The organism is Sphingomonas trueperi, from assembly GCF_011927635.1.
Taxonomy (GTDB): domain Bacteria; phylum Pseudomonadota; class Alphaproteobacteria; order Sphingomonadales; family Sphingomonadaceae; genus Sphingomonas; species Sphingomonas trueperi.
The window spans coordinates 1-21,412 of sequence record NZ_JAATJB010000003.1; the positions used below are offsets into that span (position 1 = coordinate 1).

Below are 21,412 nucleotides of genomic sequence, written 5' to 3' on the forward strand. Positions count from 1 at the left end.
CGAAGCCGAAGAGCAATATTATGCTGCCGCGGACAACCTCGATATGGCAGCGTGACTCACAACCCAACGCCTCCGGCAGACCCGGCGCGGTTCAGAATGAGGGCAATAGTTGGTTGAGAGACCCACCCAAAAGAGTGCCGCGACTCCGGCCTAAAAAGTACCAAATTGGTTCATCGGGCGAGGGTTCGTGTCCGGGTTTCGGACCAGATTTTTTGGTGGGCCACGAAGGGGCCACGGATCGCAGGTTCCGCCAAAACCCACGCTTTTCTGCGGGCTGCAGCGCCAGATGTGAGTCCTGTAAGCCGCAAAGCATCTAACAAGCCATCACCTCAGGAAAAGGCAGGATAGTCGCCCCGCTGCGCAGGCTATCCAGCAGGTCCGACCACCACTGTGCCATCGCCACGCGTTCCTTCCAGTGTCTGCCGCGATGGTAAGCCGCGCGGACCCTGTCGCTGTCGCCGTGCGCCAACGCGCGTTCGATGGCGTCGTAGGACCATTTGCCGGATTCGTTCAGCAAGGTGCTCGCCATCGCCCGGAAGCCGTGTGCCGTCATCTCGTCGCTGGAGTATCCGAGGCGGCGAAGTGCAGCGTTGAGGGTGTTGTCCGACATCGGCCGCGTGCGAGACCGCATCGATGGGAAGACATAGCCATTGGACCCGGTGATCGAGCGGATCTCAAGGAGGATGGCGATCGACTGAGTCGAGAGTGGGACATGATGTGGCTTGCGCATCTTCATCTTCTCGGCCGGGATGGTCCACACGGCGGCGTCCAAGTCGATCTCCTCCCACCGGGCATGGCGCAATTCCCCAGGGCGGACGAACACATGGGGCGCCAGCTGCAGTGCCCATTTGGTCATTCCCTGGCCTTCGTAGCTGTCAATGGCACGCAGCAGCTTCCCGACATCCTTCGCTTCGGTGACGGCGCCATAATGCGTGACGGTCGGCGTCAATAACGCGCCACGCAGATCCCGTGTCGGATCGGACTTTAATCGGGCAGTGGCGATCGCGTAGCGGAACACGGCGCTCGCCAACTGGAGGGTGCGCCGTGCGGTCTCCAGCTTGCCGCGCTTCTCGATCTTCCGGATCGCGGCTAGCGCATCGATCGGCTCGATCTCGTGGATCGGCATCTTGCCGATCGAGTTGTCGAGCAGGCTGAGGAGATATTCGCTGCGTGACGCGGTTGCAGGAGCCCACGCCCGGTCACCATCACGCCGTCTCTTTGAGCAGTATTCGTTGGCGACACGGGTGAAGGTAATTTCCGCAAGCGCTTCCTTCCGGAGCTTCTCGCGATGCCGCTCTAGAGCGGGGTCTTTCCCTTCTGCCAGAAGTTCTCGGGCGTCGTCGCGCAGATTGCGCGCGTCGCGCAGGCCTACCTCGGGGTAAGCGCCGAAACTGAGCTTCTTTTCGACGCCGTGGCGCTTGTACTTCATCCGCCAGAGGCGGGAGCCGGACGGCGACACGACGAGAAACAGGCCTAGCTCGTCGTACAGCTTGTAGGCCTTGTCGCGAGTCTTGGCCTTTCGAATTGCGATATCGCTCAGCGCCATGGTTCGGGCCTTTCGTAGCGAAGCCCGACCGGGTGGGGCCTCATGCCAAATTTTAGATCCGCAATCCTGGGAAAAGGGCCCCACTTGGCCTTGCGCTTCAGTGGAACTGAACGAGCGATCACGAACCGGACGGCCAAAAAATACCGCAGATTTCTGCGGTTTACAAAGCCGTATGGGATTTCCTGGGATCGAAAAATGGTGCCGGTTGCAGGAATCGAACCCGCGACCTTCGGTTTACAAAACCGCTGCTCTACCAGCTGAGCTAAACCGGCCCTGGCTTGCTGCGAAGCGAGGCTAAACCCGCATCTGCGCGGTTTGTCGCAGCGGGTCAAGCGGGAAGGGCCTGACGGCGACCGCGCCTGCAACACGGCTCCCGCCGGCAGGTGCTGGCGGAGCGCTGTCGATACGCTCGATGGGCTGCGCTCCCAGGGTTTTACCCCGAGAACGCAGCGCATCGGTTACATGCGGAAGCTAACGCTTGCCGCAAACACTCGACCGTTCTTGTAGAAGGCGGTCGGAGCATCCTTGGTGCCGCTGTACGAATAATAGGTTTCGTCCAGCAGGTTTTGTGCGTTGACGCTCACCGTCACCTGCTCGGTCAGCTTGTACGCGATCGAAGCGTCGAGCTGGTGGTAGCCGTCGGTGCTGTCGACCGAGTTGAGGCGGCCGATGCCGGTGAAATAGTGGCTGCGCCAGTTCCAGCTCACGCGCGCCTGGAGCGGCCCCTTTTCGTAATAGGGGATCACGTTGATGGTGTGGCGCGACAGATAGGGCAGGTTGAGCACGTTGCCGTCAGCGTCCGATCCAGCGTCGTCCTTGGCGTAGGTATAGTTGGTCTGGATGCCGAAGCCGCCCCAGATCGGGGTCTGGAACGCCACCGACACGCCGTTCACGGTCGCGTCCGATGCGTTGACCGGCAGGTTCACCTGATAGGTCGCCAGCTGCCCGGTCAGCTGGTTCAACAGCGTCTGCACGCTCGTCTTGGAAACGATGTACGAGCTGATCTCGCGGCGGAAATATTCCACCGAGAAGAGGCCGCCCGGACGGAAATACCATTCCGCCGAGAGCTCGTAGTTGCGCGATTCATACGGCGCCAGGTTGGGGTTGCCGCCGCCTGCGGTTAGCTGGGTATCGTTGCGGCTGAACGAGCCGGCCAGTTGATTGTAGCGCGGACGGGCGATCACGTCGGCAATGCTGCCGCGAACCAGGAAAGTCGGCGTGACCTGATAGGCGACGTTGATGCTGGGCAGGAACTTCAGATAATCCGTCGTGGTCCGCGTCGGGATCGGTGTGGACGAACCGTTCAGGAAGGTCGCATAGTCCGAGATGTCCTTGGTATAGACCATCCGATAACCGACATTGCCGCGCACCGGGCCGCGCTCGAAATCGAGCTGGGCATAGGCCGAGCCATTCTGTTCGCGGACTCGGTAGGACGAACCATAATCACGCCCTGCGTCGACATAGATGCCGCTGTTCAGCGCATCAATCACCGCGTCGCCCGTCAACGTGGCAAAGCGGTTCGAATTGCCGGTGGCGTTGAGGCCGTCGAACAGGCCTTCCGGCGACAGCACATATTTGTAGTTCGCTAGCGTGATCGGGCTGGTGAAGTATACGCGCGAACCGAACGCATCGAGGCGGTTGATGTGATCGGAATATTTCACGCCCAGGCGCACCTTGGTGAAGATGCTGTTGTCCACGTCCGCCGCCATGTCCAACTGGCCATAGCCTTCCTCGTCGAGCGTCTGGCTGCGGCCGATGCCGCCGATCTGATAGGCGTTGATCACGCTGCCGTCAGGCAGGGTCGTCGGCCGCAGGTCGCTGCGGAAGAAGGCGTTCGGGTTGGTCGGATCGGTCGCGAAGGTCACGTCGGAGCTGTTCGCCGAATAGGCGTAGCTGAACGGCATGTTGCTCTGGACGTTGAACAGATACTCCGGATCGGTGCCGCCCGTCGCCTTCGTCCAGCCGCCGTTCGCGCTGAGCGTGACCTTGCCTACCGTCCAGTCGGCGGCAAGGTTGACGCTGGAGGTGCGGACTTTCGTCTTGCGATAGTTGTTGTCCAGCTGGGCGCTGGTCGACGGCAGCGTCGTCGATCCGAACGAGGCGTTGGTGATCAGCCCGTTCGAAACCGTTGCCGAGTTCAGCGCACCGGTGGCCCAGCCCGGCACGACATATTCGGACTGGCTGAAATTGTTGTAGGTGCCGTCGATGTGCAGCCCGGTGAGGGTCAGGTGCAGCGCGTCCGACGGATTGTACTGCACGGCAACCTGGCCGCCGATGCGTTCGCGGGTCTGCTTGAAATAGGCATGGTTGATGCCGTACGGATAGCGCGCATTGGCGAGATCCTGCAGCGAGCCGCCGGTGATCTGCGCGTTCGGGTTCTTCAGCGAAAGATTGCCGTTGGCGTCGGTATTCAGGAAGTCCTTGCCCGAGGCATAGCCGAAATATTCGATGCCGGCACGCGCCAGCGAATCCTTGTCGTAGGTCGCGGCTGCGAGAATGCCGAAATTGCCGGCGTCGTTATGCCAGCTGTAGAGCAGCGAACCGCGCGGATTGCCCAGGTCGGACCGGTCGTTGTACGAATAGCCAGCCGAGCCGATCAGCGTGTTCGGCTTGAGGTCGAGCGGCTTGCGGGTGTGCACGATCACGGTGCCGCCGAGGCTGCCCTCATCGATGCGCGGCTCGGGCGACTTGAACACTTCGATGCGCTCGACGATTTCCGGCGCAAGCAGCGAATAGTTGAAGGTGCGCGATGTCACGTCGCCAGGCGCACCACCCCAGTCTGCGGATGCGATGTTGTGGCCGTCGATCAGGATGCGGTTCAGCGCCGGATCGGTGCCCTGGATGGCGACCTTCTCACCGATGCCGAACTGGCGGTCGATGCTGACGCCCGGAATGTGCGACAGCGATTCCGCGACATTGCGATCGGGGAACTTGCCCACGTCCTCGGCGGTGATGACGTCGACGACAGCATTGGCGTTGCGCTTCACCTCGATCGCGCGACGAAGGCTGCCGCGGATGCCGGTGACGACGATTTCGTCGCCGCCGCTGGCGCCCTGGCCGCCGTCCTGGCCTTGTGCAGGAGCCGGTGCAGAATCCTGCGCGAACGCCGGAGCGGCGGCCGCGAAACTGGCGATCAACAGGGCCGCAACACAGGACGAATCCTTAAATCCTAGCAACTTACTACGCATAAACCCTATGTCCCTTTTTTCTGAAACTACGATGCGACGGTGGCGGCCTGCCCAAGGCTTGCCGCCGTATGCACGGATGTTTGCCCCCCAAGATCGGTAACCGCATAAGTAAAGCCCGGCTGGAGCGCGAAGGCGCCGACCCGGCCGTGGCGGTCGATGGCGAGGAACGCGACCTGCGCGTCCTTCACGGCATCGCCGCGCAATTTTGCGATGTGCAGCACGGCCTCGCGGCAGGCGGCCATCGGATCCATGCCCGCGCGCATCGACGAGACGACGCGCGCCGAACCGGCGATCCGCGTCACTTCCTCGCCCACGCCGGTGGAGGTCGCGGCACCCACATCGGGCTCGACCATCAGGCCGCACCCGGCCTGGGGCGAATCCCCGACGCGGCCGCGCAGCTTGAAGGCCATGCCCGAGGTGGTGCAGGCGCCCGCCAAGCGGCCATTGGCATCACAGGCGACAATACCAATCGTGTCGTGGTCCAGCGCTGAGCCGCGCTGATTTTCTATATTGGCTACAGGCTTGTACTGGGCAGTCTTAAGCCATTCGCGCCACGCCGCCTCGGCCTCGGGCGTCAGCAGGCGGGTCTTGGGGAACCCCTGGTCGAGTGCGAACTGGCGCGCGCCTTCGCCCACCAGGAAGGTGTGCGGGGTCTTCTCCATGACGCGGCGCGCCACCGAAATCGGGTGGAGGATGTCCTCCAGCGCGGCCACCGCGCCGACATTGCCGCGATCGTCCATGATGATTGCGTCGAGCGTTACACGGCCGTCGCGATCGGGATAGCCGCCCAGGCCCACCGAGTGGTTTTTCGGGTCTGCCTCGGGCACCCAGCCGCCGGCCTCGACCGCGTCGATTAGCGAGCCGGTCTTCTTCCACTGGGCATAGGCAGCGGCGTTCGCGGCCGCGCCGAAGTCCCAGGTCGAGACGATCAGCGCGCGCGGCGCCGATGCCTGCGCGATCGCCGCGCCCGCGGGCAGCACGGCTGCACCCGCCAACCCCAATTTCAACGCCTCGCGCCGATCCAGTCCCATCGATGCATCCCCATGCAGCGCCGTTGCGCCGCTCTCCTCGTTGCACGCGACGTCACATTGCTGTCACCGCGCAGAAGGGATGCTGTCATAGGTCCCATCGGTATACAATACCAAATAAAGAAACTGGTTTTATATATGACAGCCGATGGTCTCATCCGTTACGTTTTTTGAGTCCAATGTTGCCCAAACGCAACGGGCCGGAGCGCAGCACCCGCGCCCCGGCCCGCTTGCAGCCCGTAATCGACTCAGCGCGGCGCGGTGAAGCCGCCGATCTCGGCGATGGCGAGCTTGGGCTCGGCCAGCGCGGTCTCGGCGAAGCGGAGGCGCAGATAGCGGGCCGGGCGCGCCTGCGCAAAGCCGATGCGCTGGGTGGAAAGCGCATAGGCGATGTTGCTGAACTCGCCGCCCGCGGCAGGCTGCCAGGCCTTGCCGTCCATGCTGACCTCGGCCGTATAGCCCTTGGGCGGGGCGGCATCGGTCATCACGTGGCGCGACGGCGTCAGGCTGAAGCCGGCCAGCGCGGTCTCGCTGCCGAGATCGATGGTCACCTCCACCGGTGCGCCGGGCTTGGGGGCGGGCACGGTCCAGATCGTGCCGGGGTCGCGATCGAGGAGCTTTTCGGCGCCGGTGCCGGGCGCGCTCACGATCTTCCAGTTGCGCGTGTCGATCACCGTCGGGTCCGACGAGACGATCGGCGCGACCGGCACCGGCGCGACCGAGCGGAACAGCGCAAACTCGCTGATCGCGGGGCAGGCGGGCGCCTCGAGGATGCGGAGCCGGACGCGACGCGGGGCAATCGGCTGGGGGAGCCGCAGGATGCGCTGGGCCGAGATGCATTGCTTCTCGGCGAGCTGCTGCCAGGTGCCGTCGATCTCGGCATCCACCGCGAACCGCGCCACGCGGACGCCGAGCGGCAGATATTCGCGCAGCCGGATCACGTCGAAGCGGGTGCCGGGCTTGAGGTCGAGCGTCAGCGTCGGCGTCGTCGTGCCGTCGGGGGTGGACCAATAGGTCTCACGGTTGCCGTCGAGGACCCGCGACGCTGCGAAGGCCGCGCCCCGGGTGGCGCTGGCATGCGCGACCGCGCCCTTGGCGAGATCGGTCGCGAAGGTAGCGCGGATCGCGTCGCCGAAGCTCTTGAGGATCTTCACGTCCTGGTCGGCGATGCGGCCGCGGCGATCGGGCGGCAGGTTGAGGTTGAGATTGGTGCCCCGGCCCACCGACTCGTCATAGAGCTGCACCAGCCGTTCGGGGCTCTTCACCCGCGAATCCTCGTCGGCATGGTAGAACCAGCCCGGCCGGATCGAGACGTCGGTTTCCGCCGGCCACCAGAGCGCGCCGCCGCGCACGCCCGAATTGCCCTCGCTCTGGACATAGGGGTGGTTGGGCATGGTCGGCCAGCAGGGATCGCCCGCCACGCCGTCCTCATTGCCCACCCAACGGATGTCGGCGCCGAGCGGATCGAAGGTGCAGGCATCGGGCTGGAGCTGGTGGACCAGCGCCACGATCGACGGCCAGTTGTAATAGGCCGGGGCGTCGATCTTCCGCGTCTCGCGCGCGCCGCCATAATAGCCGTCGCCGCCATTGGCACCGTCGAACCACACTTCGAACAGTTCGCCATACTGGGTGCAGAGCTCGGTCAGCTGGGCGCGGTAATAGGCAATGTAGGCGGGCCGGCCGTACTCGGGATGGTTGCGGTCCCAGGGCGAGAGATAGACGCCGAAGGCCAGCCCGGCGCGCTTGCACGCATCCGACATCTCGCGGACGATATCGCCCTGGCCATTCTTATAGGGGCTGTTGCGGATGCAATGCTCGGTCAGTTTGGTCGGCCACAAGCAGAAGCCGTCATGGTGCTTGCACACCAGGATCAGGCCCTTGAGCCCGCCCGCCTTGGCCGCCGCGACGATCTGATCGGCGTTGAAATCGCTGGGGTTGAAGGTCTTGGGATCCTCGTCGCCATAGCCCCATTCCTTGTCGGTGAAGGTGTTCATCGAGAAGTGGATGAAGGCATATTGCTCGCGCTGATGCCATTTCCACTGCCGCGCCGACGGCGTGGCGCCATAGGGCTTGGGCGCGGGCGTCCTGGCGGCGGCGCTGGTCGCGGCATGGGCGAGCGCCGGGGTGGCGATGCCGGCGGCGACGAGCGCGCGGCGGGAAAGGGTCGTCATTTGCGTTCTCCGGAGAGGGGTTCGGGGATGAGCCAGGTCTCGGCGACCTGATGGCCACGGCCGCTGCCGCCCATGCCGGCAGGCCGCGTCCAGGCGAGATCGAGCGTGCTGCCGCGCGTGGCGGCAGCGGGGATGGGGATGTCCACCGTCATCGGGTTGGTCTTGCGATCGAGCGGCGGGTGAAGCTCGATGCTGCCATTGGCGACGAGGCGCATCGGTAGCCAATAGTCCTCGCCGGCATAGGTGGCGACGAGGCGGTAGCGGCGTTTGGGGTCGAGCCCGGTATAGTGGAGCCGCAGCGGGGCGTCGTACAGGCTTTCGGCATAGCTGATCCACGACATCCGCCAGCCCTGGTTTGGCGTGCGATCGGCGATGCCTTCCACGGCGCCGTGGAAGCGCAGTGGATCGGCGATGGCGCTGCTGCCGCGGGCGAGGTGGGGCGCGTTCCAGGGATCGCCGAGATCGTCGTAGAGCGCGCCTTCCTTCGCGCGCGCGTAGTCCGCGAGCTGCGCCGGGGTGCGGGTGGCAAGCTGCTTTTCGATCCACACGCGGTCGTTGAGATCGACATCGACGCGGTCGAGATTGGCGCCGCGCTCGACATTGGAGGCGCCGTACAGCTTTACGCTGAGCTGGAGCCTTGCGCCCTGCCACAGCCGCTCGGCGAGATCGAAGAGGCGGGTGCGCAGCGCGGGCACGGGCGCGGGATCGGCTTCGGCCAGCCTTGTGTGTGCCGTCGCGGCATCGGGGGCGGCAAGGGCGGCGGACTGGCGGGCGCGGGCGGCGATCAGGCGGTGGCGGACGATCGCGTCGTAGACCGCGCGGTAGCGGAGCGCGTCGACCCGCCAATCGGCCCACGTGGCCGGCTTGAGACCGTCCACCAGCGCCAGCGTCGCATCGATGCTGCTGTTCGCGGCGGGATCGCCCGTCCAATTGTCTTCGAGTGCGAACAATGCCTTTGCCGTTTCGGGATCGCCGACGAAACCGGTGGCATAGTCCCGCGCAAACGCTTCGGGCGTGGTCTGCGGGTCCCAGCCGAGGCGGAACCAGAGGAACTGGTTCGCATCGTCGTTCACGCCTTCGGAATAGGTGACGAAGCCGCTGCTGCCGGGATCGAGATGGCGGAACAGCGACGTCATCGCGCGCGGGCGCGGGTTGATCGGCTCGCGGCCCTCGGTGAGCGCGAAGGCGGGGCTCCAGCGATCGACCGGCACCTGCGCGTGCATGGTGTGGGCGATGTCGGGATAGAGCAGCAGCTGGTAGCCGGCGGGCAGATGGTGCCGCTGGACGGCGGCCGGGTCGCGCGTCTGGGGCCCGGCGAAGATGCCGGTCAGCCAGCGCGGGCGGCGCGCAAGTTGGGCGTAGAAGGCGTCGAGTCCCGCCGCGTCGAAGCCCTGCGTCGAGATCCACACGCCGGCGGCTGGATTGCGTGCGTGCAGGGCGGCGGCTTCGTCGGCGACCAGCGGGAAGAGCCGGTCCGGCGCGGCATGGCCCGGATCGCCGCCGGGGACGTAGAGCGCATCCACTCGCGGCAGTGCGCCGAGCAGCGCGCGGAAGCGGCCCAACTCGGCATCCCGCTCGGCCTGCGTGTCATAGTCATGCAGGTTCGGGTAATAGAGCGCGAAGTCGATGCCGAGCCGGTGCGCGATGTCGCCGATCCCGCGCAGCGTCTCCAGCGGCGGGGCGGGGAAGAGCGGGCTGGTGGCATCGTCGTCGGAGACCGGCGCGATGACCTGGACGCCGCTGGCGCCCCACAGCGCGAAATCCTCGATCCGGCGGCGGAACATCGCCAGCGTCCAGGCATCATAGCTGTTGTTCTTGGCGCGATAGCCGATCTGGGTGAGCCGCACCGGCCGCGCCGGCGCGCTGTCGTAGTGCAGTGGCCGCGCGCCGGTCCGCAGATACCAGCCCGCGCCATAGACCAGCCCGCGCGCGCCCTGCGCGGTGATCACCAGCGTGTCGCCGATCCGGCGGACGGCAAAACCTTCGCGCGGCAGGTACCTCGGCGCGACCTTGCGCCATGCCGCCCGCCGAGAAGCGGGGAGGGCTGCCTCAACATTGTCTCGCGGCGCCAGCAGCACCCGCGCGCACGGCGTGTGCCGCTCCTCCAGCCGCGCACGCAGCAGGTCGGCCGCCACGGCGCCGCCGGAGCCGGCGGCGACGCAGGATGCCGTCGTCGTCAGGAGCGCGGCGGCGAGCAACATCAGGCGGGCGTGCGGCCGTTGGAGGGCGGCCGATCGGCCGGCGCGCGCCCGAACGCTGGGTTCGGCTTTGCCGACATGGTGAAGCGCAGCGTGCCGCCTTTCACCAGATCGGCGTGCGCGATCCAGCTTTTGGTCCACGGCTTGCCGTTCCAGGTGACCGCCGCGACGTAGGGCGTGTCGGCGCGGTTGCCCGGCGCCTCGATCACCAGCTTCCGCCCGTTGCCGACCGTTACCTCGGCCCGCTCGAACAGCGGCGAGCCGAACACATAGGCCGCCTCGACCGGGTCGACCGGATAGAAACCCAGCGCCGAGAAGACGAACCAGGCGCTCATCTGGCCGCAATCGTCGTTGCCGATGATCCCGTCGGGGTCGTTCCTGTACATCTCTACGCACAGCCGCCGCACCATCGCCTGGGTCTTCCAGGCCGCGCCGACATAGGCGTAGAGATAGGGCGCGTGCTGATCGGGCTCGTTGCCGTGCGCGTACTGGCCGACCAGCCCCGAAATATCCGGCGGCGCGTTGTCGGGCAGGGTGGAGGGGGCGTTGAACAGCGCGTCGAGCTTGGCCTCGAACTTGGCGTCGCCGCCCATGTGCCAGATCAGCCCATAGACGTCGTGCTGGTTAAGGAAGGTCGCCTGCCAGCCATTCGCCTCGGTATAGTCGCGCCACCAAGGCTTGGGCATATGGCCGAGCTGGATGGGGTCGTAGGGCGTCCACCAGCTGCCGTCGGCGAAGCGCGGACGTGCGAAGCCGATGCTGCTGTCGATCACGTTGCGCCAGTTGCCCGAGCGTTCGCGCAGCCGCGCGGCATCGCCCTTTTCGCCGATCGCTGCGGCGAGATGGGACGACGCCCAGTCGTCATAGGCATATTCCTGCGTCCGGCTGACGCTCTCGAACCATTTATCCGCAGGCACATAGCCCATGCGATCGTAGAGATCGCGGCCCTTGCTATTGTCCTTGTCGGGCGCGGTGAAATCGAAGCTGCGGCGGCGAATCGCGGGCCATGCGGCGGCATAATCGGCCTCGATCCCCTTGGCCTGCGCCTCGGCGAGCGGCACGACGCCGTGCCAGCCGATCATCGTGCCAGTTTCCTTGCCCTGGAGCGGCCAGACGAGCGGGCCATAGGGTGACTGGGCGGTCTGCCGGATCATGTCATCGACCAGCGACTTGGTGCGATCGGGCGCGATCAGGGTGAGGAGGGGGTGCAGCGCGCGATAGGTGTCCCACAGCGAATAGGTGCTGTAGGCCGCGCCGCCCTTGGGCACGCTGTGGATCTGGCCGTCCATGCCGGGATAGCGGCCGTCGACGTCGGAAAACAGCGTCGGGGCGAGTTGGGCGTGGTACAGCGAGGTACTGAGGATGGTACGCTGGTCGGCGGTGCCGCCCTCGACCTTGATGGCGTCGAGCGCCGGTTGCCACCGGGCGGTGGCATCGCGGCGGGTGCGATCGAAGTCCCAATGTCTCGCTTCGGTGACCAGACTGGCGCGGGCACCCGCGACGTCGACGCCCGAAAGCCCGCAACGCACGAGAATCGGGGCCTTTCCTGCGTCCGCATAGTGCAGGACGGCCTTGAGTCTCCGACCAGTGACCCGGCGGCTGCCGGCGGGCTGCTCGGCATCGTCATCGCCGTAGAAGGTGATGCGATCGGGCTGGCGCGAGAGCTGGAGCGCGAAGAAGATTGTGCGGCCCTTTGCCCAGCGGAAGACTTGTCGCCGGCCGGTGATCGTGCCGTCGGCCTCGACTTCCATCAGCGCGTCGGCGATCAGCGGCGGGCTGTCCGAACTGTCGAGCACCAAATGCGACAGATCGAGGAGGATATGCCCGGCGCCGGCCGGGAAAGTATAGCGATGCCAACCGGTTCGCTCGGTAACGGTCAGCTCCGCGCGCACGCCGTTGTCGAGCGCGACATGGTAATAGCCGGGCTCGGCATGCTCGTCCTGATAGCGCTGGCGATAGCCGGTCTCGGGCTTTTCGCGGGTGCCGGGCTGCAACACCACCGGTCCCCGAGCGGGGACAACGAGCAGATCGAGCATGTCGCCGATGCCGGTGCCCGAGAGGTGGGTGTGCGAGAAGCCGAGGATCGAGCCGTCGCTATGATAATAGCCCGAGCAGGTCTCCCAGCGCTCGACCCCCGTATCGGGGCTCAGCTGCACCATGCCGAAGGGCAATGTCGCCCCCGGATAGGTGTGGCCCGTGCCGCCGGTGCCGATGAACAGATTGGGTGCAGTGCGGCGCGGCGATGTCGCCGCGGCGGAACGCGGTAAAGCAGCGGCGGCAAGGCCGATCGCGCTGGAGCCGAGCAGATGGCGGCGGGAGAGGATCACAATGCTTCCTGAAGCAGCTTGGGTTGGACCGCAGCGAGATGGACCAGCAGTTCGCCGAACAGGCCATTGGCCCAGGCGAACCAGTCGCGGGTGAATTTGGACGGGTCGTTCTGGTCGACCGCCTCATGGATGAATCCCGTGCCCGCGTCGCTAGTGCTAAGCATTCGCAGAATATTGCGAAGCGTTCGCACATCGCGGTCATAGCTGAAACCGCGCATGATCAACGACATCGGCCAGACGTGGCCAAGTCCGACATGCGGTCCGCCGATGCCTTCGACGACCTTGCCGCGCGACCAATAGGGATTGGTCTCGCTCCAGCACGCCGCGGCGGTGCGCTGCCATAGCGGGTCGCTCCGATCGACGCAGCGGAGATAGGCGAGGCTCGAGAGCGACGGCACATTGGCATCGTCCATGAAGACCGCGTTGCCGAAGCCGTCCACTTCGTACGCTATCACCTCGCGCCCGTCGCGCAGCCGCATCGTGCCATATTCGCGCAGTGCGGCCTCGATTTCACCGGCGAGGGACATCGCGTCGTTCGCAAGCGCGGAATCCTGACGCGCTGCCATTGCAAGTGTGGCAAGTTCGCGCAGCACGGTCACCGCGAAGTGATTGGACGGGATCAGGAACGGATAGATGCACGCATCGTCCGAGGGCCGGAATCCGCAATGGATCAGCCCCACCGGGCGGCTGGGCGGGCCATAGCCGTCGAGCATCAGCGTTTCGGTCGGACGATCGCTGCTGCGCTGAAAGCGATAGGGGCCGGGACCATGCTTGCGCTGCTGCTCGCGGAAGGTGCGGATAATGGTGCGCGCGGATTCCGCCCACTGCGCGTCGAACGGCGAGGTGTCGCCGGTCGCCTTCCAATAATCATGCGCCAATCGAATGGGATAGCAGAGGCTGTCGATCTCCCATTTCCGCTCGGCGACGCCCGGCTTCATCTCGGTCTTGTCGTGCAGCGCCCAGCTCAGCTTGGTGTGGGCGTGCGGATCCGCAAGGAACGCGTTGGCATAGGGATCGAGCAGGATGCACCGCGCCTGGCGGGCGATCAGGCCCTGATAGAGCCGGCGCAGATCGGCGTCTTCTCGGGCGAGGTGCAGATAGGGCCGCACCTGCGCCGAGCTGTCGCGCAGCCACAGCGCGTCGATGTCGCCGGTGATGACGAACGCATCGGGCTTGCCGTCCACCACGCCCATCTTCACCGTGGTATCGAGCGTGTTGGGATAGCAGTTGCCGAACATCCAGCGCAGCTTGGGATCGGCGATCTTGCTGGAAACACGCGCGATTTCGCGTTCGACCGCCTTGCTGACGAAGCGCCGGTCGGCCGGCGCGGGGCGCTTGCTGATGAAGTCCGGCTTGTCCGCAGCGAAGGCGGGCGTGGCGGCGAGCGAGAGGCCCGCGCCGAGCAGGGTGCGACGATCGATTATTTTGGCGATCATTTCGGCAGCACCTGCGCGTCGCCGTTCAGGGTGAATTCGGCCCATTGGCCTGCGCCATCGCCCGGCTGGCCGCCGCCGATCCACACGCGATAGGTGCCCGGCAGCACCCGGCGGGTGCCGTCGCGCGCGACGCTGCTGATGCTGCGCGGATCGAGCGTGAACGAGAGGCTCGCCGATTTGCCGGGCGCGAGCGAAGCGCGCTGGAAACCCGCGAGCTGGCGCTGAAGAACGGGCGTGGTGAACCCGCCTGGTTTGCCCGCGTCGGGCGTGACGACATAAACCTGCGCCACTTCCTCACCGCTGCGGTTGCCCGCATTGGTGAGCCTGGCGCTGACCTGCACCGGCTGGCCGATGCCGGCCGCCTTCACTGTGACATCGGCATAGGCGAACTTGGTGTAGCTGAGGCCATGGCCGAAGCCCCAGAGCGGCTTGCCGGTGAAGTAGCGATAGGTGCGCTCCTTCATGCCATAGTCCACGAACGCCGGCAGGTCGTCGACCGAGGCGTAGAAGGTCAGCGGCAGGCGGCCCGAGGGATTGTTCTTGCCCGCCAGCGTCTCGGCGATCGCGGTGCCGCCTTCTTCGCCCGGATACCAGGCTTCGAGGATCGCGTCCGCGAGGCTCGGATCGACCGCCACCGGGCTGCCGCTGGTGAGGACCAGGACCAGCGGCTTGCCGGTCTTGCGCAGCGCCTTGAGCAGTTCCAGCTGCGGGCGGGGCAGCGCGATGTCGGTCCGGTCGCCGCCGACGAAGCCGGGGATCGAGACGCTGAGCGCCTCGCCCTCGAGGTCGGGCGACAGGCCGAGCACCGCGACGATCGTATCGGCGTTCTTCGCGACCTCGAGCGCCTGGGCGAGCATCGGCTCGGCCGGCGGCTGCCACATCAGGCGGACGCCGAAATCCTCGCTGCGATGGTCGATTTCCATGCGGAAGGGCACGGGACGACCGTCGCTCGCCACCTTCATCGAGACGCGCGCCTTGCCGAGCGGGCCGTCGTGCAGCAGCTTGCCGTCCACCCACAGCCGCACCGCGTCGTGCGTGGTGCAATCCTTCCAGCAGGGGGGAATGTCGATCGCAAGCTCATACTCGCCCGCGCCCGGGGGCGTGAACTCGCCGCTCCAGCGCACCGCGAAGCCGGTGGGATTAAGCCCCGGCAGCGGCGCGGCGCGGGTATAGTTGAAGTCGATCCGACGGTCTTGCCGCGTGGCGACCGGCGCGCCGCTCACCGTCGGCGAGGCGAAATACTCCGCCTTGAGCCCCGGCTTGCCGTCGGCGCGGAAGGCGGTCTCGGGCATGATCACCGCGCCGGCCTCGGCCAGCTGCGAGCCTTGCGCGTACAGGACGCGCTCCGTGCCGAACTGGCGGCGGATGCCGTCGAGCGGGGTCACCGGGTCCTTGGCGGTGCCGTGGTAATTGCCCTCCAGCACGCCGAGATCATCGGCATTGGCGCCGATCACCGCGATGCGCCCGCCGGTCGTGAGCGGCAGGCGGTCGCCGTCATTCTTGAGCAGCACGATCGCCTTGCGCGCGGCCTCGAGCGCTAGCGCGCGCTGCGCCGGGGTGCCGCGTTCGCTGGGCTTGATCTTGCTCCACGGATTGGCGCCGCCAAAGGCGATGCCGAGTGCGCGGCGGGCGTCGAGCGCCCGCTTCAGCGCCACGTCGACCTCCGCCTCGCTGACCAGCCCGCGCTTCACCGCCTGCGGAAGCGCGGCATAGGTGTTGCCGCAGTTGAGGTCGTTGCCGCCCTTGATCGCGACCGCGGCCGCCTCGGCGGCGTCGAGGGTATAGTGGTGGAAGCTGTGGATGTTGGCCACCGCGTCGCAGTCCGACACGGTGAGGCCGGTAAAGCCCCAGTCCTTGCGCAGCTTGTCGTTGAGCAGCCCGCCCGATGCGCAGGCCGGGGTGCCATGGATCGAGTTGTACGCGCACATCAGCGACTGCGCCTTGCCTTCGATGATCGCGAGGCGGAAGGCGGGGGTGTAGGTCGATTCCAGGTCCTGCGGGCTGGGGTCGACGTCGAAGCCGTCGCGGCCCGCCTCGGGCCCGCTATGCACCGCGAAATGCTTGGGCGTGGCGAGTACCTTGGGGTGTGCCGGGTCCGGCCCCTGCAACCCCTGGATGAAGCCGATCGCGAGATGGCCAGCGAGGAAGGGATCCTCGCCGTACGTTTCCTGGCCGCGGCCCCAGCGCGGATCGCGGAAGATGTTGATGTTGGGCGACCAGATCGACAGCCCTTCATAGATCTTGCGATCGGCGCTGACCGGCTTGGCGTTGAACTTGGCGCGCGCCTCGGTGGCGACGGTATCGCCCACCTTGTGGAGCAGCGGCACGTCCCAGGTCGCGGCGAGGCCGATCGCCTGCGGGAAGACCGTGGCGTAGCCGTCGCGGGCAAGGCCGTGCAGCCCCTCGTTCCACCAGTCATAGGCGGGAAGGCCGATTATGGGATCGGCGGGCGCGGTGCTCTGGAGCTGCGCGGCCTTCTGCTCGATCGTCATCTTGGCGATGGCGGCGGCGACCGGATCGGGGTCGCCAGCGAGGAGAAGCAGGGGAAGGAGGGGCATCAACGGGGTCCCAGCGTACGGAGGGTAAGGGCGCGGGCGAGCGTGGCAGCATTCGCCTCGGACGTGATGGTGAGGGTGCGGCTCTCGCCCGGCAGCAGGTCGAAGCCGTTGTCGCTCGGCTGGGCGACGGTGGCGCCAAAGTCGAGCATCACCGCGCGGGCGAGCGCGCCGGCGGTGACGGTCACCTGCTTGCCCTGCCAGCGGACGGAGAGACGCGGGGCCGGATAGGCCATGTCCTTGGGCAGCAATCGCTCGAGCATCACGCGCGAGACCGGCTTGCCGTCGATCCACAGCTCGGCGACGGCGTAGCTGTCGGCGGGCGCGGCGGTGCCGAACAGGTCGGCATCGGCGATCGTGGCGAGTTCGAGCGCGCCCGGCGACAGATCGACCTTTTCGGCCTTCGTGCCCAGCGGCTTGCCGTCCATGGTGAAGCCGCGCACCCGCCATTCGGCGGCGATCAGCTTGGTCGCGTCGGACACGGCGGCGAGGCGCGTCGCGCTGTCCTTGTGCTCGGCGACGATCGCCTGGGGCGCGAACATCCGGCGCGCCTCGTACTGGAGCAGCTTCCATTGGCCGTCATAGTCGATGCTCGCCCAGCTGATCGCGGGCCAGGCATCGTTGAGCTGCCAGTAGAGCGAGCCCATGGTGATCGGCGCGCAGGCGCGGTGGTGGCGCGCGGCCATGCCGATCGCCTGCATCTGGTTCACCTGGGTGAGGTAGACGAGATCGGCGAAGTCGGCGGGCTTGCGCAGCCGCTGGTCGAGATAGAGCTGGAGGCGGCTATTGCCTTCACCCGCCAGGAACTTCTGATGCGCCTTGAGCACCGGGCTGTCGATCGCCAGCGGACCGTTGCCCGCGAAGCCGCGGATCGTCGACAGGTTCGGCATCGCCTGGAAGCCGTACTCGGACATGAAGCGGGCGCAGCCGCTGAGATAGTTCTCGACCGGCTTGGAGCCCGACCAGACATCCCAGAAATGGCGGTCGCCGGTGGCGTCGGTGTCGACCGGGCCGGTATAGTCGTTTGAGGGCGAGCCCGGCCAATAGGTGGTGCCGGGCGCTTCCTTCAGCACCGCGTCACGCAGCGTGCGGTCGAACAGCACGGCCATGCCGGCGCCGATCCGCTCCTGTTCGTCGGCGCCGACCTTCTTCTTGAACGCCTTGCGATCGGACCAGTTTTCCCAGCCCGACAGGATCTCGTTGCCGCCGTTCCAGCCGATAATCGACGGATGCGGCTGGAGCCGGGCGACCTGTTCCTCGGCCTCGATGCGGACATTCTCGCGGAACGCCGGGTCGGGCGGGGTGACCGAGCCGCCGAACATGAAGTCCTGCCACACCATCAGCCCGAGCTCGTCGGCCGCGGCGTAGAAGGCGTCGTCGAGATAGTATCCGCCGCCCCAGACGCGGATCATGTTCATGTTGGTGTCGCGCGCGTCGGTGAGCATGCGGCGCATCCGCGCTTCGGACACGTTGTTGGGGAACATGTCGAACGGGATCAGGTTCGCGCCCTTGGCGAAGATCGGCAGCCCGTTGACGCGGAAGCCGAAGCCGCCGCCCTGGGTGATCAGCTCGACGGTGCGCAGGCCGATGCGCTGCGACACGCGGTCGCTGACCGCGCCGTCTTCCTCCAGCACGGCCTCGACCTTGTAGAGCGGCTGCGCGCCGTAGCCCGCCGGCCACCAGAGCTGCGGCTTGGCCAGCGTCAGCGGCACACTGACCGCGTTCTCGCCCGCGGCGAGGGTGAGCGTGCGGCTCGCCTCGACCGTCTGGCCATCGGGGCCGGTGATGCGGGTGCGGACGGTGACGGCACGCGCGCGGTCGCCGAGCAGCTTCCAGCGCGCGACCAGCCGCGCCTCGGCGGGGTTGAGCGCTTCCTGGTCGACGCGGAAGCCGTCGATGCGGGCATCGTCCCACGCCTCCAGCCGCACCGGCCGCCACAGGCCGATCTTGACGATACGCGGCGCCCAGTCCCAGCTGTAATCATATTTGGGCTTGCGGATATAGGGCGAGGTCTGCTTGCCCTTGGGCTCGTCGCCGAAGGCGGAATCATATTCGCCGGGAAGCGGGAATTTTTCCGCCAGCACCCTCGGCTGCAGCGTCTTGATCGGCGAGGCGATGGTGACGACCAGCTCGTTCGCACCGGCCTTGAGCGCCTGCTTGGCGTCGACCCGCCAGCGGCGATGGGCGTTGTCGGTCTCGATCAGCTTGCGGCCGTTGAGCGTCACCGTGGCGAAGGTGTCGAGCCCGTCGAACACCAGGTCGAGATGGTCGCGCGCCAGCATCGCCGGGGTGATGGTGAGCGTGCGACGGAACTGCCAGCGGGTGAGGCCGGCCCATTGGATCGGCGCCTCGTTGATGCCCTTGTAGGGATCGGGCACGCGCTTCGCCGCGATCAGATCCTGCTGGACGCTGCCGGGCACCTTGGCGGGGAACCAGGCGGCTTCCTTCGGGTGCGCCCTGGCGGCGTCCGCGTCGCTGGGGTCGATGCGGACCTGCCAGGCGCCGTCGAGCGACACCGACTGGCGCGGATCGGCCCAGGCGGGGGTGACCAGTGCGAGGAGCGGGAGGAGGGCGAGCGCGCGGGCCTTCACTTCGCATTCTCCGTCAGCACGACGCGCTCGACCGTGTAAAACGGGTCACTGAGCGGTGAGGTAAACTGGAAGCAGAGATCCTCGTCGCCGCTCAGCTTGGGCAGGCTGCCGGAGAAGCGGAACTGCTGCGGCGCCTTGGCCGGATCGGGCAGCACGAAGGTGGCGACGACGATCGGCTTGACCGAAGGATCCTTGGCGGCGGCGATGCAGCGCGCGCGGACGATCAGCTCGCCGTAGGTGCTGACATTGTAATGCGCCCGCACCTTGTTGAAGTCGTGTGCCAGGCCATAGTTGCGCGGCGTGCGGGCGACATCGACCGTGAAGCCGGTCGCCACGTCCAGCGGCGCGGCCGGATAGGCGGTGCAGGTGTCGAACAGGTTGACGTTGAACACCGGCGCATTCTCCTGCGCCTCGGAATTGAGCGGCACGCGCAGGCCGAGCGCGCCCTTGGGGCAGGCGACCATGTCCGAGCTGGTGCGGGTGAGCAGCGCGGTGCGGCTGGTATCGAAGATACGCGGCGTCGCGGTGGCTACGCCCGCAGCGTCGAAGGCGGCGGCGGTGATCGTCGTGCCCGGCTTGAGCGTCAGCGGCGCCTTGTAGACCGGCGACTTGGGGCTCGGCTGCTTGCCGTCGAGCGTGTAGCGGATCGTGCCGAACCCGGTCTGGGTGGTCAGCGCCACCTTGGCCTGGTTGGCCCGCAGCGCTTCGCCGCGGGTGCCCTGGAGCTTGTAGTCGACTGCGAAGGCGCTGTCGGCGACTTCCATGCCCGAACGGCGCCAGCGCGCCATCTGCGGCTGGAGGCGCTGCACGAAGCCGCCAAAATCGCGCTTGTCCTTGCCCGACCAGGTGATCTCGGCGATCGCCGCCGCGCGCGGGAACAGCATGTGCTGCACCTGATAGGGCGTGATCAGATATTCGCTCCACGCATTGCCCTGTGCGCCGAGTACATGGCTGGCCTTGGCCGCGTCGATGCCGGCGGGCATCGGCTCGTATTTGTAGACATCGGCCAGCGTCTGGATCGACAGGCGGCCCGGCGGCTCGTCGCGGCGGTCGCTCTGCAGGCTGTCGAGATAGAGGGTGGGGGCGGGGGTCAGCACCACGTCATGCCCCTGGTTCGCGGCTTCCACCGCGCCCTTTTCGCCGCGCCACGACATCACCGAGGCCGATTTCGGCAACCCGCCTTCGAGGATCTCGTCCCAGCCGATCAGCCGGCGGCCATGCTGTTCGAGATAGGCGCCGAACTGGTCGATCATCCAGCTCTGCAGCCCGTTCTCGCCCTTCAGGCCGAGCGCCTTGATCTGTGCCTGCACTTCCGGCGAGCGTTCCCACTGGTCCTTCACCGCCTCGTCGCCGCCGAGGTGGACATAGGTACCGGGGAACACCGCCATCAGCTCGTCGAGCACTTCCTTGACGAAGGCGATGCCCTTCGGGCCCGGGTTGAAGAGGTACGGATTGACGCCCCAGTCGTGCGACACCTCGGGTTGGTCGCCGAAGATGCCGAGCTCGGGATAGGCGGCGACCAGCGCCTGGGCGTGGCCGGGCAGGTCGATCTCGGGGACGATGGTCACGCCGCGCTCGGCGGCATAGGCGACCAGCGCCTTGAGCTGCTCCTGCGTGTAGAAGCCGCCGACCTTGGGGCCGGGCGCGCCGCCGGTGCTCGGCGGGGTGCGCCAGCCGCCGATCTCGGTGAGCTTCGGATAACGCTTCACCTCGAACCGCCATCCCTGGTCGTCGGTGAGGTGGAGGTGGAGCGTGTTGAGCTTCACCGAGGCCATCTGATCGACCACGCCATAGACGAACTCGATCGGCTGGAAATGGCGGGCGACGTCGAGCATCAGCCCGCGCCAGCCGAAGCGGGGGGCGTCCTCGACGCTAAGCGCCGGCAGCTTCACCGGCTTGCCGAAGCCATGGTCGGGGCTGAGCAGCTGGGCGAGCGTCATCGCACCATAGAGCAGCCCGCGATCGCCCGAGGCGGCGATGCGCACGCCCTTGGCGTCGACGGTCATGCGATAGGCTTCGGCGCCTTGGATGCTCGCATCGCGCTCGAAGCGGATCGCGCCGCTGGTGCCCGTGGCGCCCAACGTCAGGCCGCGCTCCACCTTCACATGCGCGGCGAGCAGCTTGGCTGCGGCGGCGGCGGCGGTGTCGCTTGCCGGCGCGGCGATTGCGGTGCCGTTGCCCACGGTGAAGCTGCCCTTGCCCAGCGTCACGCTGGCGGGGAGGGGGGTGAGCGGCGGCACGGTCTGGGCGAAAGCGGTCGAGGACAGCAGCAGCGCCGCCCAGCCGGAATGCCTTGCCGTTTTCAGGAACGCACGCATCGGAAACTCCCCTCTTGTCGCGGCCGCCGAACGGGGCCGGAGCAAGGGTGTAAC

10 protein-coding genes and 1 tRNA gene are annotated in these 21,412 nt (G+C 66.9%); all 11 read right to left on the reverse strand.

All coding sequences use genetic code 11. The features are described 5' to 3' along the window. Window positions 1-313: 313 nt before the first annotated feature. The 11 genes from GGR89_RS05835 to GGR89_RS05885 all read right to left on the reverse strand — a co-directional run bounded on the left by GGR89_RS05835 (window position 314) and on the right by GGR89_RS05885 (window position 21,358). Window positions 314-1,546 carry a tyrosine-type recombinase/integrase gene (locus GGR89_RS05835; protein WP_125977732.1) on the reverse strand — a complete coding sequence of 411 codons (1,233 nt, stop codon included), beginning with the start codon at window positions 1,544-1,546 and terminating at the stop codon, window positions 314-316. Between the two features lie 196 nt (window positions 1,547-1,742). Then, window positions 1,743-1,818, reverse strand: a tRNA-Thr gene (locus GGR89_RS05840). A 186-nt stretch (window positions 1,819-2,004) separates the two neighbouring features. Then, window positions 2,005-4,683 (reverse strand): TonB-dependent receptor, encoded by a 2,679-nt coding sequence (locus tag GGR89_RS05845; protein ID WP_241213574.1) that lies wholly within the window; start codon window positions 4,681-4,683, stop codon window positions 2,005-2,007. 77 nt (window positions 4,684-4,760) lie between these two features. Next, on the reverse strand, window positions 4,761-5,765 hold the full coding sequence (locus tag GGR89_RS05850) for a glycosylasparaginase (protein WP_125977736.1): 1,005 nt from the start codon (window positions 5,763-5,765) through the stop codon (window positions 4,761-4,763). Between the two features lie 245 nt (window positions 5,766-6,010). Beyond that, the gene (locus GGR89_RS05855; RefSeq protein WP_125977738.1) at window positions 6,011-7,933 is read right to left on the reverse strand and encodes an alpha-L-fucosidase; all 1,923 of its coding nucleotides are present in this window, start codon (window positions 7,931-7,933) and stop codon (window positions 6,011-6,013) included. Beyond that, window positions 7,930-10,134: a hypothetical protein gene (locus tag GGR89_RS05860; protein WP_125977740.1), complete on the reverse strand. Its 2,205-nt coding sequence runs from the start codon at window positions 10,132-10,134 to the stop codon at window positions 7,930-7,932. The genes GGR89_RS05855 and GGR89_RS05860 overlap by 4 nt, the downstream gene beginning before the upstream one ends. Then, window positions 10,134-12,455: a GH92 family glycosyl hydrolase gene (locus GGR89_RS05865; RefSeq protein WP_125977760.1), complete on the reverse strand. Its 2,322-nt coding sequence runs from the start codon at window positions 12,453-12,455 to the stop codon at window positions 10,134-10,136. The genes GGR89_RS05860 and GGR89_RS05865 overlap by 1 nt, the downstream gene beginning before the upstream one ends. Further along, on the reverse strand, window positions 12,455-13,894 hold the full coding sequence (locus GGR89_RS05870; RefSeq protein ID WP_206434334.1) for a glycoside hydrolase family 125 protein: 1,440 nt from the start codon (window positions 13,892-13,894) through the stop codon (window positions 12,455-12,457). Before GGR89_RS05870 ends, GGR89_RS05865 begins: the two co-directional genes overlap by 1 nt. After that, window positions 13,891-16,452 carry a glycoside hydrolase family 3 C-terminal domain-containing protein gene (locus tag GGR89_RS05875; RefSeq protein WP_125977742.1) on the reverse strand — a complete coding sequence of 854 codons (2,562 nt, stop codon included), beginning with the start codon at window positions 16,450-16,452 and terminating at the stop codon, window positions 13,891-13,893. The genes GGR89_RS05870 and GGR89_RS05875 overlap by 4 nt, the downstream gene beginning before the upstream one ends. Further along, the gene (locus GGR89_RS05880; RefSeq protein WP_125977744.1) at window positions 16,452-19,040 is read right to left on the reverse strand and encodes a beta-mannosidase; all 2,589 of its coding nucleotides are present in this window, start codon (window positions 19,038-19,040) and stop codon (window positions 16,452-16,454) included. Before GGR89_RS05880 ends, GGR89_RS05875 begins: the two co-directional genes overlap by 1 nt. Beyond that, on the reverse strand, window positions 19,037-21,358 hold the full coding sequence (locus tag GGR89_RS05885; RefSeq protein ID WP_125977746.1) for a beta-N-acetylhexosaminidase: 2,322 nt from the start codon (window positions 21,356-21,358) through the stop codon (window positions 19,037-19,039). Before GGR89_RS05885 ends, GGR89_RS05880 begins: the two co-directional genes overlap by 4 nt. Between the last annotated feature and the right edge of the window lie 54 nt (window positions 21,359-21,412).

Excerpts from the sequence above, each read along its gene's own strand:
- GGR89_RS05875 (WP_125977742.1), bottom strand. The coding sequence starts at position 16,452 with ATGCCCCTCCTTCCCCTGCTTCTCCTCGCTGGCGACCCCGATCCGGTC.
- GGR89_RS05870 (WP_206434334.1), bottom strand. The coding sequence starts at position 13,894 with ATGATCGCCAAAATAATCGATCGTCGCACCCTGCTCGGCGCGGGCCTC.
- GGR89_RS05855 (WP_125977738.1), bottom strand. The coding sequence starts at position 7,933 with ATGACGACCCTTTCCCGCCGCGCGCTCGTCGCCGCCGGCATCGCCACC.
- GGR89_RS05860 (WP_125977740.1), bottom strand. The coding sequence starts at position 10,134 with ATGTTGCTCGCCGCCGCGCTCCTGACGACGACGGCATCCTGCGTCGCC.
- GGR89_RS05885 (WP_125977746.1), bottom strand. The coding sequence starts at position 21,358 with ATGCGTGCGTTCCTGAAAACGGCAAGGCATTCCGGCTGGGCGGCGCTG.
- GGR89_RS05850 (WP_125977736.1), bottom strand. The coding sequence starts at position 5,765 with ATGGGACTGGATCGGCGCGAGGCGTTGAAATTGGGGTTGGCGGGTGCA.
- GGR89_RS05835 (WP_125977732.1), bottom strand. The coding sequence starts at position 1,546 with ATGGCGCTGAGCGATATCGCAATTCGAAAGGCCAAGACTCGCGACAAG.